Annotated in this window: 13 protein-coding genes; 8 read left to right on the top strand and 5 right to left on the bottom strand. The window is 63.1% G+C overall.

Translation table 11 applies throughout. The features are described from left to right. The 6 genes from MU848_RS10515 to MU848_RS10490 form a co-directional block, all read left to right on the top strand. Nucleotides 1–3,000 (top strand): beta strand repeat-containing protein (locus tag MU848_RS10515; protein WP_247231634.1); only part of this gene is annotated, 3,000 nt, incomplete at its 5' end. A gap of 95 nt (nt 3,001–3,095) precedes the next feature. Then, the gene (locus MU848_RS10510) at nt 3,096–3,755 is read left to right on the top strand and encodes an OmpA family protein (protein ID WP_247231632.1); all 660 of its coding nucleotides are present in this window, start codon (nt 3,096–3,098) and stop codon (nt 3,753–3,755) included. Between the two features lie 13 nt (nt 3,756–3,768). Continuing rightward, nucleotides 3,769–5,163 carry a TolC family protein gene (locus MU848_RS10505; RefSeq protein ID WP_247231630.1) on the top strand — a complete coding sequence of 465 codons (1,395 nt, stop codon included), beginning with the start codon at nt 3,769–3,771 and terminating at the stop codon, nt 5,161–5,163. Nucleotides 5,164–5,217: 54 nt separating this feature from the next. After that, complete coding sequence (locus MU848_RS10500) at nt 5,218–7,377, top strand: type I secretion system permease/ATPase (RefSeq protein WP_247231628.1); 2,160 nt, start codon at nt 5,218–5,220, stop codon at nt 7,375–7,377. Next, nucleotides 7,374–8,381 carry a cell wall hydrolase gene (locus MU848_RS10495; RefSeq protein ID WP_315862455.1) on the top strand — a complete coding sequence of 336 codons (1,008 nt, stop codon included), beginning with the start codon at nt 7,374–7,376 and terminating at the stop codon, nt 8,379–8,381. The genes MU848_RS10500 and MU848_RS10495 overlap by 4 nt, the downstream gene beginning before the upstream one ends. Then, complete coding sequence (locus tag MU848_RS10490) at nt 8,378–9,652, top strand: HlyD family type I secretion periplasmic adaptor subunit (protein WP_097091217.1); 1,275 nt, start codon at nt 8,378–8,380, stop codon at nt 9,650–9,652. The genes MU848_RS10495 and MU848_RS10490 overlap by 4 nt, the downstream gene beginning before the upstream one ends. Nucleotides 9,653–9,666: 14 nt before the next feature. Here the strand turns inward: MU848_RS10490 and MU848_RS10485 are convergent, their stop codons facing one another. From MU848_RS10485 to MU848_RS10475, 3 genes are all read right to left on the bottom strand, one after another. Further along, nucleotides 9,667–10,692: a transglutaminase-like cysteine peptidase gene (locus MU848_RS10485; RefSeq protein WP_247231626.1), complete on the bottom strand. Its 1,026-nt coding sequence runs from the start codon at nt 10,690–10,692 to the stop codon at nt 9,667–9,669. Nucleotides 10,693–10,805: 113 nt separating this feature from the next. Further along, on the bottom strand, nt 10,806–12,779 hold the full coding sequence (gene parE / locus MU848_RS10480) for a DNA topoisomerase IV subunit B (protein WP_247231624.1): 1,974 nt from the start codon (nt 12,777–12,779) through the stop codon (nt 10,806–10,808). Between the two features lie 103 nt (nt 12,780–12,882). Further along, the gene (locus MU848_RS10475; RefSeq protein WP_247231622.1) at nt 12,883–13,566 is read right to left on the bottom strand and encodes a GcrA family cell cycle regulator; all 684 of its coding nucleotides are present in this window, start codon (nt 13,564–13,566) and stop codon (nt 12,883–12,885) included. A gap of 115 nt (nt 13,567–13,681) precedes the next feature. Between MU848_RS10475 and MU848_RS10470 the strand changes: the two genes are divergently transcribed. Then, a complete protein-coding gene (locus tag MU848_RS10470) occupies nt 13,682–14,530 on the top strand; it encodes an ABC transporter permease (protein ID WP_201513480.1) in 849 nt (282 codons plus the stop codon). A 140-nt stretch (nt 14,531–14,670) separates the two neighbouring features. Here the strand turns inward: MU848_RS10470 and MU848_RS10465 are convergent, their stop codons facing one another. Further along, nucleotides 14,671–15,987: a UDP-glucose dehydrogenase family protein gene (locus MU848_RS10465; RefSeq protein WP_097091222.1), complete on the bottom strand. Its 1,317-nt coding sequence runs from the start codon at nt 15,985–15,987 to the stop codon at nt 14,671–14,673. 160 nt (nt 15,988–16,147) lie between these two features. Between MU848_RS10465 and wecB the strand changes: the two genes are divergently transcribed. Continuing rightward, nucleotides 16,148–17,293, top strand: a complete 1,146-nt coding sequence (wecB, locus tag MU848_RS10460; protein WP_247231620.1) for a non-hydrolyzing UDP-N-acetylglucosamine 2-epimerase — start codon at nt 16,148–16,150, stop codon at nt 17,291–17,293. A 32-nt stretch (nt 17,294–17,325) separates the two neighbouring features. Here wecB and MU848_RS10455 read toward each other — a convergent pair whose 3' ends face one another. After that, nucleotides 17,326–18,207, bottom strand: coding sequence for a metallophosphoesterase family protein (locus MU848_RS10455; protein ID WP_247231618.1), 882 nt, complete (start codon nt 18,205–18,207; stop codon nt 17,326–17,328). Nucleotides 18,208–18,276: the final 69 nt, after the last annotated feature.

The following is an 18,276-nucleotide window of genomic DNA, read 5'->3' as shown; positions in this document are numbered from 1 at the left end:
CTGCTCGCTACCATCGACAATGACAACAAGACAGGCGCAACCCTCACCGAGTTCGACGACAGCATCGCGCTGAGCGTCACCGGGATTACCGGCACCAGCGGCAATGACACGCTGGTCGTGCGGATCGTCGATGATGCTCCACAAGCTGCTAATGACGCAGACAGCGTGACGGAAGGCCTTGGCAACAAGGCTGACGGCAATGTGTTCAGCGGGGTTGGGGGCACGGACGCCAACCTGACCGATGGTACGGCTGATACGATCGGAGCGGATGGCGCAGCGCCGGGCGGCGCGGTGACAGGGGCTCGGGTTGGCACGGAGGCAGGTGGCGGCGCGCTGACGGTGGTGAGCGCTGCGGGCACCGTGATCAGCGGGACTTATGGGGACCTGCTGATCAAAGCGGACGGCAGCTATACCTACACGCTGAAGACTGCGTTCATCCCGGCGGGTGTGGGAAGTGAGACCTTCACCTACCAGATCAAGGACGGCGACGGTGACACCGACCTGGCGCAGCTTGTGATCAGCCTGAACCAGGATGGGCGCGTGCCCGATGTAACGGGCGACACGAGCACGGTCTATGAGGATGGCCTGGCCGATGGCGCGCAGCATGGCGCGACCAGTGAGACCGACACCAGCGGCCAGTTCACGGTCAATGCCAATGGCGAGAGCTACACGCTGACGCTCAATGGCGATCTCAACCCAGCGCAGACCATCACGGCCGTAGGCCAGCAGGTGGTGACCAGCAAGGGCGTGCTGACGATCACCTCGATCTCGGCGCCGGACGTGAACGGTATAGTGACCTATGGCTACAGCTATACGCTGGCTCATGCGCTCACGCACAGCGGGCAGGGCGAGATCAACCCGTTGACCGACACGATCAGCATGACCGTGACCGATGCTACCGGCGACAGCAACGCGACGCCGGGATCGATCGTCATCTCCATCGTCGATGATGTGCCGACATTGTCTTCCGTCACCGATTTGTCGGTGGCGAATTCCATTCACACATACAGCGGGAATGACATCAGTTTCACCTATGGCGCCGATCAGGCGGGCAGCATCACACTCACCCATCTGACCGATATCACGGGTATCGTTTATTCAGGTGATGGCACCGGAACGGTGACGGCCAGCGTGAACGGCAATCCCTACTTCACGGTATCCATTGATCAGACGACGGGCGATTACACGGTGGACGTGCTGACTACACGACCAGTGGTGAACACCCCGCTCAGCTTCAGCAATATCGCACCTGGTAATTACACGACGGTCACGCTGCCGGGCGGGCAAGTGTTCGATGGTGTTTCTTACGCCAACGGGACGACGACCGCCCAAGCCTTCACTAACGATGGATCGACGATCAACCCGTCGGGCAACGGCTTCGGTGTGGCGAACAACCTCGTCAATGACAATGAAGGCTTCCTGTTCAGCAATCCGGATTCTTCGTCCCTGAGCTTCGATGTGAATTTCCAGCCGAATACATCTTCGGTGACCGTCACATGGGCCACCTACGCTGGTGGCACACCGACAGGTGGCGCGGCGCCGCTCCAAACCGGGAGCTTTGTCGTCACGAAGGACGCGGACGGGATCACCCATGTCGATATCGACCCGACGCTGGATTTCGACCACATGGTCGTCCGCTTTGATTACAGTGGAAGCGGCAATCCGGCAGCGCGCGTTGAGAATTTCAGCGTGACGCAGCAGGTCATTCCTGACGACCAAGTGCTGCAATTTGCGGTCACGGTGAAAGATGCAGATGGCGACGTCGTCACCGGCACGACGCCTGCCACGACGATCGATATCACTTTCCAGGGCGGTGCGCCGGTTCCGCCGGTGGCGATCGACCTGGATGGCGATGGCCTGGAATTTATCGATCGTTCCGCGGGCGTTACCCATGATTATGGTAGTGGCCTGGTCAGCACCGCCTGGGTTTCGTCCGACGACGGCCTGCTCGCTCATGCGACTGCCGGCTCCTACGATATCGTCTTTGCGGATGACGCGCCGGGAGCGAAGAGCGATCTGGAGGGTCTCCGCCTTGCCTATGACAGCAATGGCGATGCTGTGTTCGACGCCCGTGATGCCGCTTATTCCGAATTCGGTGTGTGGCAGGACCTGAACAGCAACGGGATAGTCGATGGCGGCGAGTTCAAGTCGCTGGCGGACATGGGCATCGCATCGATCAAGCTGACATCGGATGGCCATAGTTATCAGGCGGCGGGCGGCGATGTCACGGTGCTGGGGGAAGCGACCTTCACCCGGACCGACGGCACGACGGGCACTGTCGGGGACGTGGTTTTCGCTACCTCTAAGGATGGCGGCCCGGCCAAGACGGAAAGCACGGCCAGCGGCTTCAATCAGGCGTTGATAGCGGCGAGCCTGGTCGCGGTGGCTGGTGCTGCCGAGACGGTGGAGCAGGCGCCTGCGCCCGCTGTCGCTCAGGCCGAGACCGCGACGGATGCCGTCCCGCTGCCTGCCACGAGCACGGTTGCGGAGCCTGCAAACGACCATGACGCAAGCACGTCGGTATTGAGCGAAAACCAGGAAAGTCATGTCGCGAACCAGCCGGTCGAAAAGACGAGCCATGGCGGCAGCGATGATGCGGCTCAGGATCATTCGACGCTTTCGGGCGGGAATGATGCACCGGCCCCTGCCGTCCATGATGATGGCCAGCCGCAGCCCACATTGGACGATCATCAGGGCTTGCTCGCCCAGACGGTCAATCTGCCGAGCTTCGATGCAAATGCGGCGGCGCTCGTTGCGGCGCATGAGGCGGCTGCGAACACCAATGCGGCGGCGCAGATGGTGGCCGAAGCGCTGGGTGATGCCGGAACGCCAAACATCGACGCTCTGCTGGCCGCGTTGCCAGGGGGCGAGCATGCGCCAGTGCTGCTCAACCCGGTCGCGGTCGAAGCTGCCGATGCCGGGCACATGATGGTGATGGCGGCGACTGTCTTCGATGCGGCGATGGCCGCGCATGAGGCGATGGCGGTCGCTCACGGGTGATCGCCAGGGTTGGGATTTCTCGCGGGTATTTTTGGGGGAGAATGATTATGCGGAACAGGTTGAGAAGCATCGCTTCCTTCGGCCTTGCAGCGGGGATGATGTCTACGGGGGCCTTGGCGGCGCCCGCTTCGCCCCTGCTGCAGATGGGTAGTTCAGAGCTCAAGGGTGCGCTGAAGAGCCGTTATGACACGGCTGTCGCAGCGGCGGGCGACGCAAGCTTGCGGGCAGCGCAGGACAGCCGTTGGACCTGGGCCGTGGAGGCCAAGAACCAGTGCGGCATAGCGCTGGGCTTCATGAAATCCGGCACTAGGGATGCGGACAGCATCAACAAGTGCGACGACTTTGTGGCACGCCTATCGGCGCCGCCACCGCCGCCGGTGCCGGCCGCAGCTTCAGCCCCACCCGCGCTGGACTGTACGGCACCGGCGGTGTCCATTTTCTTTGATTGGAACATGGATACGCCGCTGCCCGAGGGTGCTGCGACGATCAGTCAGGTGACGCAGTCCGCCGCTCAATGTGGTTGGACCCGCTTTGGCATCACCGGCTATACCGACACGTCGGGCAGCAAGGGCTATAATGACGCCTTGTCGCTGCGCCGGGCGCAGAATGTCGCGGGGCTGATGGCCCAGGGCGGCATCGCGATGGATGCGATGACCGCCAGCGGGTTGGGCGAGACCCAACTCAAGATCGAAACAGCCGACAATGTGCGCGAACCGATGAATCGTCGGGTCGAAGTCACTGCCAGCGCGAATTGAGGGGAGCGCGATTATGACAATCCTGCGCAAGACATGCGGCAGCCTGATGGCTCTGTGCGCCGCGACCATGGCAACGAGCAGCTGGGCACAGACCACGGATCTCAAGAGCGCCATTGCCGCCGCGATCGATAGCCATCCGGAAATCAATCAGGCGATCCAGAACAAGGAAGCGATCGAGTTCGAGCGGGAACAGGCCAAGGGCTTGTATCTGCCCCGTGTCAGCGTGGAAGGATCGGCTGGTATTCGCCGGCTGGAGAACAACACGCGGCGGACGCTGGGTATCGGCGACCAGACGCTTTATCCACTGGAAGCGAGCGTCCTGGCGGAGCAGACTCTGTTCGATTCTGGCTACCGCAGCGCCGAAAAGCGGCGTCAGGCCGCCCGGATCGACGGCGCGGCTCTGCGCGTGGGCGAACGGTCGCAGTTCGTTGCGTTGAACGTCACGCGCCAATATCTCGACTATATGCTGCAACAGCGCGTCGTAGCAGCGGCGGAGGATAACATCGCCTTCCACCGCAAGCTGCTCGGCGACCTGGGCGAGGGCGTGTCGAAGGGCTCGATCAGCATCGCCGACCAGCAGCAGGCCGAAGAGCGTCTGCAATCCGCGCTGGTGCGCAAGAGCGAGGCCGAGCAGGACCTGACCAACGCGGCGATCAGCTTCCGGACGCTCACGGGGCTTTCCATCGATCAGGTGTCGATGCCTGATTCAGTGATGAGCGCCGTCCCGCCAACGCTGGACGAAGCAATAGCTGGCGCGCGCACCAACAATCCCCTGATCCGGGAAGCGGAGGCCGACATTCAGGCGGCTCATGCCGTCGTCGACGAGGCGGAGTCCGAACTTGGGCCGAAAGTCGTGCTGGAAGGGCGTGGCCGCATCGGCGAGGATGTCGATGGCTTCCGTGGCAGCACCAATGACGTGCAGGGGCGTGTCGTCCTGCGCTGGCAACTGTTCGACGGCGGAATTAACCGGGCGAAGGTCCAGGAAATGACCCGCCGGGCAAGCGAGGCGCGTTTCCGGCTCAGCCAGCGTCAGCGGGAGGCGGAAGACGATGTCCGCACCGCCTGGAACCGTTGGGACACCGAAAAGAAGCGGCTGACCGACCTGTCGCGCCAGGCAACCGTGTCGGACGCCCTGCTGGTGTCTTACCGCGAGCAGTTCAACGTTGGACGCCGTTCGCTGCTTGACGTGCTGGACAGCCAGAATACGCGTTTCAATACGCAGGTGCGGACGGAAACGGCCCGCTTCTCCGAAATCTTCGCGCAATATCAGATACTGGCGGCGACCAATCAGCTGCTCGACACTCTGGGGATTGCCCAGCCTTCGGGCGCCAATCCTTATGCGCGCAAGAAATATGATGTCCCGGATCTGCCGCCCGCCGAATTGCAGCGGCGGCGCTATCCGGGCTGAGTTTCCATCTTTGGGGGTCACCCCGGCTTCGGCTGGGGTGGCGCGGGGTAAACAATGTTGGAACGAAGCACATTAAGTCTGGCCGAATGGCTGGACCATCAGGGTACGCCCGGCGACGAATTGAGTGAGTGTATCGCCCATGTCGCGCGGCATTTCGATCGATCCCCCGGGATCGTCGCGTTACGGGCGGGCCTTGCCGTTGATGAGTCGGGGCGCTTGCCCTTTCATCAGGCGGAATCCGCACTGGATCAGATCGGCCTGCTGAGCGACCATGTCCGCGGCCGCCTGGAAAAATGGCGGCCTGCCAATCTGCCCGCCATCCTGCCGCTGAGAGGCGAGCGCTTTCTCCTCCTGCTGGATCTGAAGCAGGGCGACGCGCTGATCCAACTGCCTCATGCGAGTGAGCCGGTGTGGGCCCGGCTTTCCGATCTGGAGCCTTATTTTCTTGGCGAGGCGCTGGCGGTCAATGCTGACCACGGCCGCGAGCGGGCCGAGGAACGGCCGTGGGACGAACGGGTACGGCGGCATTGGTTCTGGCGCGAAGTCTGGCGGGCGCGGGGCTCCTTTGGCTATGTCATGCTTGCGGCGGGGATCATCAATCTTCTCGCCTTTGCGCTGCCGCTGTTCACGATGAACGTCTATGACCGGATCATCCCAAACAAGGCGGCGTCCAGCCTTTGGGTGCTGGGCGCAGGCGTCATGCTGGCCTTTGGCCTCGACTTCGCGCTGAGGCTCGCCCGGGCCCGGCTGGTCGATGAGGCTGGGCGGGACATTGACGAGCGCCTGTCGCAGCGATTGTTTGAGAAGGTGATGAATGTGCCGCTCGCCAGTCGGGCGGGCAGCACCGGGGCTCTGGCGCGGCGCGTGTCGGAATTCGAAAGCGTCCGCGAGTTCTTCACATCGACCACCGTGGTGCTGGTGGTGGACCTCAGTTTCCTGTTCGTGTTCGTCGGCATCATCGCGCTGCTGGGTGGTTGGCTCGCGATCGTTCCTGTCGTCATGATCGGGATCATGGCGACGGCGGGCTATTTCCTGCAGCGTTCCATGGCGGCCCTGTCGCGTGACGCGCAAGCGGATGCCAGCCTGCAAAGTGCAGCACTGGTGGAAGCAATCGGGGGCATGGAAACGCTGAAGGCATGCCGCGCGGAAGGACGGATGCTCGACCGGTGGCGCCGTTACGCTCGAATGAGTGCATCGACGCAGGAAAAGCTGCGGCGGCTGAGCTCGACCAGCGTGACGCTCGCATCGCTGTGCCAGCAGGTGACGAGCATCGCGCTGGTGATCGGCGGCTTCTATATGTTCGCGGCTGGCGACATCACCATGGGCGCGATTATCGCGATCGTCATGCTGGCGGGCCGGTCATTGGCGCCAGTCGGTCAGCTGGCCTTCGTGATTGTCCGCGCACGGCAGGCGATGACGACGTTGGGCAGCCTGCAGACGCTGATCGACCAGCCGGACGAGAGGCTGGATGGCGCGCGTGGCATCATTCCCAAGGTGCGCAAGGGTGCGATCGTCGCCAAGGGGCTGGAGTTCAGCTATCCCGGCGCCACCCAACCGAGCCTGAAGGGCATCGATCTGCGTATCGAACCGGGCGAACGGATCGGCATCATCGGGCGCGTGGCATCTGGCAAGTCGACGCTGGGGCGAGTGTTGTGCGGCCTCTATCCGCCAGCCGGTGGCATGCTGACGATCGATGATGTGGACAGCCGCCAATATCATCCGCACGAACTGCGCTCCGCCTTCCGCTATGTCGGGCAGGATGCCGAGCTGTTCAGCGGCTCGGTGCGCGAAAACCTGTTGCTGGGAGCACGGGACGCCGACGACGAGAAGCTGCTGGACGCGCTGGAGCGTTCGGGCGCGTCCCGCTTCTTCGGGCGCGATGCCGCCGGCTTCGACCTGCACATCGGCGAGCGCGGCAGCCGCTTGTCGGGCGGGCAGCGCAGCTTTCTGGTGCTGGCACGGGCATTGGTGGAACCGGCGCGGCTGCTCTTTCTCGATGAGCCGACCGGAGCGATGGACAATCAGACGGAAAACCTCTTCGTCGATCATCTGGCAAAGGCATTGGAGCCGGAGCAGACGCTGATCGTATCGACGCACCGGCATGCGCTGCTGCGCATCGTCGATCGGCTGATCGTGATCGATCAGGGCGTGGTGCTGGCGGATGGGCCACGTGACGAGGTTATCGGGCAGCTTCAGAAGGGAGCGGTGCAATGAGCGCGCTATCCGCACGTGAAGCATCCCTGCTCGGCGTGGCTTGTGCGCTTGTCGCGGTTCTGGGCGCAGGAATGGGCGGCTGGCATAGTGGTCCTGCTCCCCACATGTCGGTCCAGACAAAGATCGTGGACGATGTGCCCGCCATTCCCCGTCAATATCGCGCACTGGTAGACATTACCGAACGCGAAGCCGCGCCCTTGACGACTGGGCAGGAGGCGGAGGCGCAGAATGGCAGGCTCCGGTTTGCGCAGGGGGCTGTTGCGGCAGCGTCGCCTTTTCGGGCCCTTCAATCAGCAGGCGAGGACAGGAGCCGCGCGCTGCAATGCCTGACGCAGGCCATCTATTATGAAGCGGCTGCTGAACCGGAAAGCGGCCAGCGCGCGGTGGCGCAGGTCGTGCTCAACCGTGTGCGTCATCCCGCCTTCGCCAAGACGGTGTGCGGCGTGGTGTATCAGCGCTTCGACGCGTCCGTATGCCAATTCAGTTTCGTGTGTGATGGGTCGATCGCGCGGCGGCCGGTGGCTGTGCTCTGGAACCGGGCACAGCGGATCGCGGCGGCGGCGCTGGCGGGCGAGGTTGAACCCAGTGTGGGCACGGCCACCCATTATCATGCGGATTATGTGTTTCCTGGATGGGCGCCGCACCTGGCAAAGCTGGCGAAGATCGGCGCGCACATCTTCTATCGCTGGCCGGGCACCTGGGGCCTGCCACGCGCCTTTGTCGGACGCTATGCCGGTGGTGAATATATCCCCGCCTTCAATCCGGCGCAGACGGCGGCGGTGAGCGAGCCGGAGATCGATTATCCACCAATCGCGGCGCTGCCGGAACGGCGGGCGGCCAATGATGTGGGCGGACGCATGGACCCGACCAAAGGGTGGAAGCTGTCCATCCCTGATCCTTCGCAAGGTGGCGGTGCGCTCAGCACCATGCTGGCGGCGCAGGAAAAGGCGAAGGCGGTAGCGCTCGCTGCCGATGAACATGCAATGCAAGAGGCAAAACCATGATGGGGCGCTGGATCGACTGGCTGCGGGGGCAGCCGGGCAACAAGCAGGTCATCCTTTATAGCGGCGGGGGCATGCTGGCGTTCCTCTTGTGGGCCAGCCTCGCGCCAGTGGACGAAGTGACGCATGGGCAGGGGCGGGTGATCCCGTCAAGCAAGGCGCAGGTGATCCAGTCCGCCGAACCGACCACGATCGAAGAGATATTGGTCCGGTCGGGGCAGAAGGTCAGCAAGGGACAGCTGCTGGTGCGGCTGGATGACGCGATGTTGGCATCCGAGCTGGGGCAGTTGCAGGCGGAGACGCGATCGCTTGCCGCGCGGGCAGGAAGGCTGGAGAAGGAAGGCACTGGAGCGGGCGAAAATTGCACGACCGGTGGCCCCGAATGTCAGCAGGAGCAGGCGCTCGCGGCCGTCCGTCAATCGGCGCTCCGCAGCAAGCAGGATGGGCTGTCCGCTCAGGTGGAGCAGCGCCGCCGGGAACTGGGCGAGGCGCAGGCCACGATCGACAGCCTGGGTGGCAGCGTCCAACTGGCGCGGCAACGGGTGGCGATGTTGGAGCCACTGGCCGCGAAGTCCATTATCCCGCAGACCGAATTGCTCGATGCCCGGCGTGATCTGGTGGATGCGCAGGGGCGGCTCAACGCGGCGCAGCAGCAGGCGTCACGCGCATCCGCCGCGATCCGCGAGGCGCAGGCGCAGCTGTCGGAAGCCAATTACCAGTTCCGTCAGGATGCTTTGAACGAGCGCAGCCAATTGGAGGCGAAGATCGCCGTCAACAGTGAGTCTCTGCGGGGGGCGAAGGGCCGGGCACAGCGCGCGGAAATTCGCTCGCCAGTCGATGGCGTCGTCAACGATGTGCAAGTGACGACCATCGGCGGCTTCGTGACTGCGGGTCAGAAGATCATGCAGATTGTGCCCATCGGAGACAAGCTGCTGGTAGAGACGCGGGTGAAGCCAAACGACATCGCCTTCATCAAGACCGGTGATCGCGCCGTGGTGAAGGTGACGGCATACGACTTTTCCATCTACGGCGGCCTGAGCGGGACCGTGCAGCAGGTTTCAGCCGACAGCGTCTATGACGAAGCGACGCGGGAGGCCTATTTCACGGTGGTCGTCGAAACGGACCGGGCATGGCTTGGGTCGGGCGCGCACAAACTGCCGATCACACCCGGCATGGTGTGCGATGTCGAGATATTGACGGGCCGCAAATCGGTACTCGCCTACCTGCTGAAGCCGATCATGAAGGCGCGCGCGGAGGCGTTGCGGGAGCGGTAAGGCAGTGGGTCTTGTCAGCGAGCGGCGAACTGGACCGGGTGCGGCGTCGTCACGCGATAGCCGTGGGTCCAGCGGCCATAAGCGTTGAAGCTCATGATCGGCCGATAATCGCTGACGGCAGACGAAGGCAGTACCCTGTCTGTCATATTGTCGAGCACCATCAATTCATGGCCTAAACGTACCGCGAGCACCGCGTGATCGGCCTGCCGTACCAAGTCTCGCGCGATGACTAGGAACATGGCGCGCCGGTCGAAGCCTGCCGCTTCCAGCAGTTGCATCTTTGCGATGGCGTAGTCTTCGCAGTCGCCGACCCCGCGCTGTAGCGACTGGCTGGCCGAAGCCCAGCTGTCGCGCCCCTGCCGGTCATCAGCGAAGCGCAGGCGGTTGTTGACCCAGCGATTCACCATCTCCACCTGTTGAAGCCCGGCGGCGGCGCGGGCCGACCGCAAGAAGCTTGCGGATATGACGGGAGCGGAAGCCGATCGGGCGATTGCCGCCCATTTGTTGTCGAGCGGTGTCCGGCTTACCGCCATCGCCACCGATCCGAAGATATCCGGCTGTCCCGCGCGTGGCGCTGGAGCAGATGGCAGCGGCGTGGCCTTAGGCATGACGAAGGTAGCGGCTGGTGCTGTCATCAGCCCGCGCATGAAGGCCGGGACAAGGTCGGGTTGTTTGTAACTGAGCGAAGACTGGTTCAGCATCAACCGGACGCCTTGCAATTCCCACCCAGGCATCTGCGACAGCATCCGCTCGACCCGGCTGCCGTTGACGACGGCCTGCGGTTCGGCAAGCGGCGACGCCCAGTTCAAGGAAGATCCGCTCCCTTGCTGCGCGCTGATGGCGGTGAGGCGGCTCATGCCGCCCGCGAGCAGGGTGGATGCGAGACGGTCGGCCTGACCGTAGGCTGCACCGCTTGTCGTCGAACTGAGCACGGCGGCCGGAGCAGGGGCTTGGGCGAATGCGGCGCCGCTCTGAAGCGTCAGCAGCAGGATCGGAGCGGCGCGTGGCGCGATGCGAAGGATCGGGGCGAAGCCTGACATGCTTGCCCGTATCGCCCGGAAAATTGAACATCCCGTGGCCCGCCGTGGTTAATGCTGCGGTAGCCACGAAATCGCGACAGGCTCAGTGCCGGGGCGCTGATGCGCGAATAGCGTCAGGCGTCGATCGCTTCTTCGTCCACCGTTGCGGCATTTTCCTGGATGAAGGCGAAGCGGTGCGCGGGATTGGTGCCCATCAGCCGCTCAACCAATTCGCGTACTTGCTGACGATCTTCGACATCATCGGGCAGGGTGATGCGGATGAGGCTACGGGTCTTGGGGTCCATGGTCGTTTCGCGCAGCTGGTTCGGGTTCATTTCGCCAAGACCCTTGAACCGGCTGACCTCTACCTTCTTCCCCTTGAATTCGGTGCGCAGCAGTTCCTCGCGATGGGCGTCGTCGCGCGCGTAGAGGCTCTTGCCCCCGGCGACGAGGCGATAGAGCGGCGGCTGGGCGAGATACAGATGCCCACGCCGCACCAGTTCGGGCATTTCCTGGAAGAAGAAGGTCATGAGCAGCGTCGCGATATGCGCGCCATCGACATCGGCGTCGGTCATGATGACGATGCGCTCATAGCGCAGATTGTCCGGATTGCAGTCCTTCCGCGTGCCGCAGCCAAAGGCCAGGATCATATCCGCGATTTCCTGGTTCGCCAGGATCTTTGCGTTGTTCGCGGAAGCGACGTTCAGGATCTTGCCGCGCAGGGGCAGGATCGCCTGTGTCTTGCGGTCGCGCGCCTGCTTGGCCGATCCGCCTGCCGAGTCGCCTTCGACCAGGAAGATTTCCGTGCCCTCCGGATCGTCGGTCGAACAGTCGGTGAGTTTTCCGGGCAAGCGCAGCTTGCGGGCTGAGGTTGCCGTCTTGCGCTTGACCTCTTTTTCCGCCTTGCGCTTCAGCCGTTCGTCCATGCGATCGACGACATAGGCGAGCAATGCCTTGCCCCTCTCCATATGGTCGGAGAGGAAGTGGTCGAAATGGTCGCGCACCGCGTTTTCGACAAGGCGAGCGGCTTCGGGGCTGGTGAGGCGGTCCTTGGTCTGGCTCTGGAATTGCGGATCTCGGATGAAGACGGACAGCATGATTTCCGACGACGTCACGATGTCGTCGGCGGTGATGTCCTTCGCCTTCTTGTTCCCCACCAGCTCGGCGAACGCGCGGATGCCCTTCACCAGGGCGGCGCGCAGACCGGTCTCGTGCGTGCCGCCATCGGGCGTAGGGATGGTGTTGCAATACCAGCTATAGCTGCCGTCCGACCAAAGCGGCCAAGCGATCGCCCATTCGACGCGGCCGGCAGCGTCTGGGAAATCCTGGCTTCCCGAAAAGAAAGCGCTGGTCGCGCATTCACGCGTGCCGATCTGCTCTTTTAGATGATCGGCAAGACCGCCGGGAAACTGGAACACCGCTTCGGCGGGGGTATCGTCATTGATCAGCTCAGGCGCGCATTTCCAGCGGATTTCGACGCCCGCGAACAGATAGGCCTTGGACCGCGCGAGCCGGTAAAGGCGCGCGGGCTTGAACTTCTGCTCGCCGAAAATCTCATGATCGGGGATGAAGCTGACCGACGTGCCGCGCCGGTTGGGTGCGGCACCGACTTTTTCGAGCCCGCTGGTCGGTAAGCCTTGGGCGAAGCTTTGTCGAAACAGCTCCTTGTTGATTGCGACTTCGACAACGGTGACGACGGAAAGGGCGTTCACGACGCTGATCCCGACGCCGTGCAGGCCGCCGGAGGTCGCATAAGCCTTGTCCGTGAACTTGCCGCCGGAATGAAGTGTGGTGAGGATGACTTCGAGTGCGGACTTGCCCGGAAATTTCGGGTGCATGCCGACTGGGATGCCACGGCCATTGTCAGTGATGGTCAGCTTGTTGCCGGGTTCCAGCGTCACCTCGATCCGGGTGGCGTGCCCCGCGACCGCTTCGTCCATGCTGTTGTCGAGCACTTCGCTGGCAAGGTGATGCAGCGCCCGTTCGTCCGTGCCGCCGATATACATCCCGGGGCGGCGGCGTACTGGCTCCAGCCCTTCCAGCACTTCGATGGAGGAGGCGTCGTAGCCGGAAGAGGAAAGGGGCTGGCTCGCGAACAGATCGGACATGCGCACAAGCTATAGGCGGGTGGGCGGCGGGCGCAAGCAGGAGGAATGAAGAAGGGCCGGTCTCATCGACCGGCCCGGTGATATTCTAGAGGTAAGCGAAGCGTCAGCGTACGCGCGGCCCGCCGAAGGGCAGCGGCGGCGGGGGACGGCGCGTACCGCGCGGCAGTTGAGCCTGATAGGCGCGGCCGCAATGCTCGACGCAATAGGGAAAGCCCGGATTTACGGCTTCACCGCAGAAATGGAAGTCTGGTTCGCCCGGGTGGCCCATAGGCCATTTGCAGATACGCTCGGTCAGGTCGAGCAGCGTCGTCTTGCCTGCGATCTCCGGGCTCGGCTTGGCAGGGACCAAGCGGCGCGGTGGCGCGGGGGGGATCGGAGCCTGCTGGTCGCCGGGGCCCTGGCGCAGGAAGCCACCCGGTCCGACCGATATGATGCGCGGTTGCGGCGCGGGAGCAGGGGCGTCCGCGGAAGGTGCCGCAGCAGATTGCGCGGGAGCGGGCGCGACCGGCGGGGCAGGCCGCGCGGGCGCTGGTGCGCTATGCTGCTGCACGGGCGCGGCAGGCTTGGGCGCTTCGGCCTCCGGCGCAGCTTTCCGGACGGGCGCGGTCTTCTTGGGCGCTTCGTTCGGCTTAACAGGCGATGGGCGCGATTGCAGGCCAAGGCGATGCGCCTTGCCGATCACGGCATTACGGCTCACCCCGCCCAGTTCGTCCGCGATCTGGCTGGCGGTCAGGCCTTTTTCCCACATTGCCTTGAGCTGGTCGATACGCTCGTCGGTCCAGGACAATGAATGACTCCTCAAATTCTCTGGCTAGCGCCCTATATGGGACGCGCCTGCACAGGTTAAAGCCCGTGCACAACGCCCTTGCGGCACAACAGACCAGCCGATAGTCGATCGAAGCATGAACGAACAGCCCCAATTTTCCGTACCCGCCTCTTCGCGGCCTGCTTTTCATGAACCGGGTGAGCTCGTCATCCGCAACGTCAATTGGGCGGGCACGCGTGCGCTATACCGGAAGGAGGTGCGCCGCTTCATGAAGGTGCAGCTCCAGACCATCTGGGCGCCCGCCGTCACGACGCTGATGTTCCTCATCATTTTCTCGATCGCCCTGGGAGGTGCGAACCGGCAGGTGTTGGGCGTTCCTTTCGCGGACTTCATCGCGCCCGGGCTCATGATCATGGGCATGATGAACAATGCGTTCGCCAACAGCAGCTTCTCCCTGCTCGCCGGCAAGATGCAGGGTACGTTGATCGACTATCTGATGCCGCCCTTGTCCAACAGCGAATTGCTGCTGGCTCTGGTCGGTGCGGCAGTGACGCGGGCATTCTGCGTCGGACTGGCCCTGTGGGGAGCGATGGCGCTGTGGCCGGGCGTCCATGTTACGCCTGCACATCCCTGGGCGATCGCCTGGTTTGGCCTGATGGGAGCGGCACTGACGGCGTTCATCGGCGTACTGACATCGATCTGGGCGGAAAAGTTCGATCATGCCGCTGCGATCACCAATTTCGTGATCGGGCCGATGACGCTGCTGTCCGGTACATTCTATTCCATCGATCGACTGGCGCCAGTATTCCAGGCGATCAGCCATGCCAACCCGTTTTTCTATGCAATCTCAGGGTTCCGCTATGGGTTCGTGGCGGCGGCCGATGGAGATGTGGTGGTGGGCAGCATCGTACTTTTGGTGCTCAACATCGCGCTGGCGCTGCTGTGCTATATTCTTCTGAAGCGTGGTTGGAAGCTTAAGGCTTGATATGTGGCGAATGGGTCAGATGAAGCCCGCTATCACTGGGATGACTTGGGTCAGGACGAACAGAGCCGTCGCGGCGGCCAACCAATGACGGAGGCGGGGAAGGCGGGGACCGTCCCAGCCTTCCCCAGAGCGAAAATCCATCAGATCACGCCCTTGCCACCTACCCGGGTAAGGGCGAAGCCTGCTGCCTCTGCTTCGCTGCGCGGATAAATATTGCGCAGGTCGATCAGCAGAGGCGTGTTCATCGAACCGGCAAGGCGCTTTAGATCAAGCGCGCGGAAGATGTCCCATTCAGTGACGAGCACGAGGGCATCGGCGCCTGTTGCCGCTTCATAAGCGTCCTTCGCCATCGATACGCCCGGCATCATTGGCTTGGCGACATCCATGCCTTCGGGATCATAGGCGACGATCCGGGCGCCTGCATCCTCCAACGCCTGCACGATCGCGAGGCTGGGGGCATCACGCATATCATCCGTGTTGGGTTTGAAGGTGAGGCCGAGCAGCGCGACGGTCTTGCCGCGCGCTTCGCCACCCAGCGCCTTCACGATCTTGCGGCCCATCGCTCGCTTGCGCAGGTCATTTACCTGCACCACCGTCTCCACGATGCGGATCGGCGTGTCATAATCCTGCCCGGTCTTCACCAGGGCCAGCGTGTCCTTCGGGAAGCAGGAACCGCCATAGCCGGGACCCGCGTGCAGGAACTTGCTGCCGATCCGGTTGTCGAGACCGATGCCGCGCGACACGTCCTGCACCTCCGCGCCGACCGCTTCGCACAGGTCCGCCATCTCGTTGATGAAGGTGATCTTGGTCGCCAGGAAGGCGTTGGCTGCATATTTGATGAGCTCGGCCGTCCGGCGGCCCGTGAACATCACCGGCGCTTGATTGAGGTTCAATGGCCGATAAATCTGGGCCATCACAGCGGTCGCCCGTTCGTTGCCGGTGGTGCCCACGACAACGCGGTCGGGCCGCTTGAAATCGCTGATCGCGGCGCCCTCGCGCAGGAATTCGGGGTTGGAAACCACCTGAATATCCATGCCTGGGCGGACTTCATGGACGATGCGTTCGACTTCATCGCCTGTGCCAACGGGCACGGTCGACTTCGTGACAATGACGGTGGGGCCGTCTACTGCTTGCGCGATCTCGCGTGCCGCAGCGTAGACGTAGCTGAGGTCCGCATGGCCATCGCCACGGCGCGAAGGCGTGCCGACGGCGATGAAGATAGCATCCGCGCCCTTCACGCCCGCAGCAAGGTCAGTCGTGAAAGTCAATCGCCCCGCCGCGGCGTTATTTGCCACCAGTTGATCGAGGCCGGGTTCGTAGATCGGCATGCGGCCAGACAAGATCGCGTCGATCTTGGCAGCATCCTTGTCGACGCACACCACGTCATGGCCGAAATCGGCGAAGCAGGCACCTGATACCAGGCCGACATATCCCGTGCCGATCATCGTGATCTTCATAAATTACCCACTGCCTCGTTCGAAAAAATGAAGGATTGACCGGGCCCTAGCATAGGACATTGCACCTGCGAAAGCGCGCGTCGGAATTACCCCTTGTTCAGGGGATGGTTACGATTTGCTGGCAGGGGGTAGCCTTAAAGGCTCGCATCAAGGGGCGAATATGAAAGTTGCGGTGGTATTCGGGACACGTCCCGAAGCGATCAAGCTGTTTCCTGTCATCCATGCGTTGAGCGCGCGCGATCATGTCGATGTGCGCGTGATCGTCACGGCGCAGCATAGGGGTTTGCTGGACCAGGTACTCGACATTGCGGGCATAAGGCCGGACATCGACCTGGACGTGATGACGCCGAACCAGACGCTGGATGGACTGACGGCCAAGTTGATCGTCGATCTCGGCAAAGCGTTCGATGCAGAAAGGCCTGACCGCATCATCGTGCATGGCGACACGCTGACGACCATGGTTGCGAGCCTTGCTGCCTATTACCGGCAAATTCCGGTCGCTCATGTGGAGGCCGGGCTGCGCAGCGGAGATATTTATCACCCCTGGCCGGAGGAGGTGAACCGGCGGGTTGTCGCTTGCGTGGCCGATATGAACTTCGCCCCGACCCAGGCTGCGGCTGACGCCCTGTTGCGCGAGAGCCGCGATCCGTCCGGCATCCATGTCACTGGCAATACCGTGATCGATGCTCTGCTTACGACGCGCGAAAGGATCGTCGCAATGCCCGCGCTTGCGTCTGGCCTGGATCAGTTGGCGACGCGATTTGCCGGAAAGCGCATCCTCGCCGTCACCAGCCATCGGCGGGAGAATTTCGGCGGCGGCATGGAGGCGATCGCCCGCTCCATTGCTGACATCGCGGCACGTCCGGACATCGCCGTGATCTTTCCCGTTCACCCCAATCCAAATGTGCGCCCGATCATGGAGGCTGTTCTGGGCGGATTGCAGAACGTCGCGATGATCGAACCACTTGATTATCCCCATTTCGTAAGGCTGCTGGACATGTGCCACCTGGTGCTGACCGACAGCGGTGGCGTGCAGGAGGAGGCTCCGTCGCTCGGCAAGCCGGTGCTCGTCATGCGCGAAACGACGGAACGTCCCGAAGGGATAGCGGCTGGGACCGCCAAGTTGGTGGGCACAGATCGCGTCCGGATAGTTCGCGAGGTCCTGTCGCTGCTTGATGACGAAGCAGCCTACCGGGCAATGGCGCGCGCGCATAATCCATTTGGCGATGGCCGCGCTTCCGAACGGATTGCAGCCATCGTCGCATCAGGCGGCGTGGCGACGGAAGGGCTGGACGAGGCAGCATAGGCTTCACGCGCCGACCTTTCATGCCTCGGCCGTCAGCCGCGGGCGGCTTGCGCCACGCGGACGCCGGGGCGAGCGGAGGGGTCTGCCAGTTCATGCGCCTGCCAACCGGCCGCGTCCCGGCTATATTCGACATGGTGGCCGCGCTGGAAGCTTGCGCCGTCCCAGACGATGACTTGCAGCTCGATCCGGTCGTTGCGGTGGACGTGGAGCCAGTTGAAGCTTTGCGGTTCGGCATTGCGCAGCCGGGTCGATGTGGCGGTGCCGGCCTGAATAACGAGCGCGCCGCCCGCGTCTGCGACCATCTTTTGCGCGGATTCGGCGTAGGTGCGGTGGAAATGGCCCGCGAGCGCGATGTGGATTCCGGCTTCCGCCGCTGCTTCGACCGCGTCATCATGACGGCCGACGGCTTCGCTGAGTTCGCCGCCCTTGCCGATCGGCATGGCGAACAATGGGTGGTGGGTGACGAGGATGCGCGTCTTTTCCGGCGCGACCGGGGCGAAGCGTTTCTTGATCATGTTCATTTGATCATGATTGATGCGCCCATCCTTGATCGTCAGCGACCGGGCGGTGTTGATACCCAGGATCGCGACCTTTTCATCCTCATACCAGGGGCAAAGCTCATTGCTGATATAGCGCTTGTACCGGTGTAGCGGCGCGGCGAAGCGGCGGAAAACGTCATAGAGCGGCACGTCATGATTGCCGGGGATGACGAGTAGGCGCATGCCCGCGGCGCGCAGCCGGTTGAGCCAGGCGGATGCGGCGCGGAACTGCTCGACACGGGCGCGCTGGGTGAAATCGCCGCTGATGATGACGAGGTCGGGCTGGCTGCGTTCCAGCCAGGCTTCGGTGGCGGATACGATCTTGGGATCATTGGCGCCGAAATGAACGTCGGACAGGTGAGCGATGCGAGCCATGGCCTTCCAACGACTGTTCATGCGGATTTGTTGCGGGCAGGAGCCGATCGGCAGTTGGCGAGTTGTTGG

This window comes from Sphingobium agri, from assembly GCF_023051225.1.
GTDB classification, from domain to species: domain Bacteria; phylum Pseudomonadota; class Alphaproteobacteria; order Sphingomonadales; family Sphingomonadaceae; genus Sphingobium; species Sphingobium agri.
This window is presented reverse-complemented; position numbering and strand designations above follow the sequence as displayed.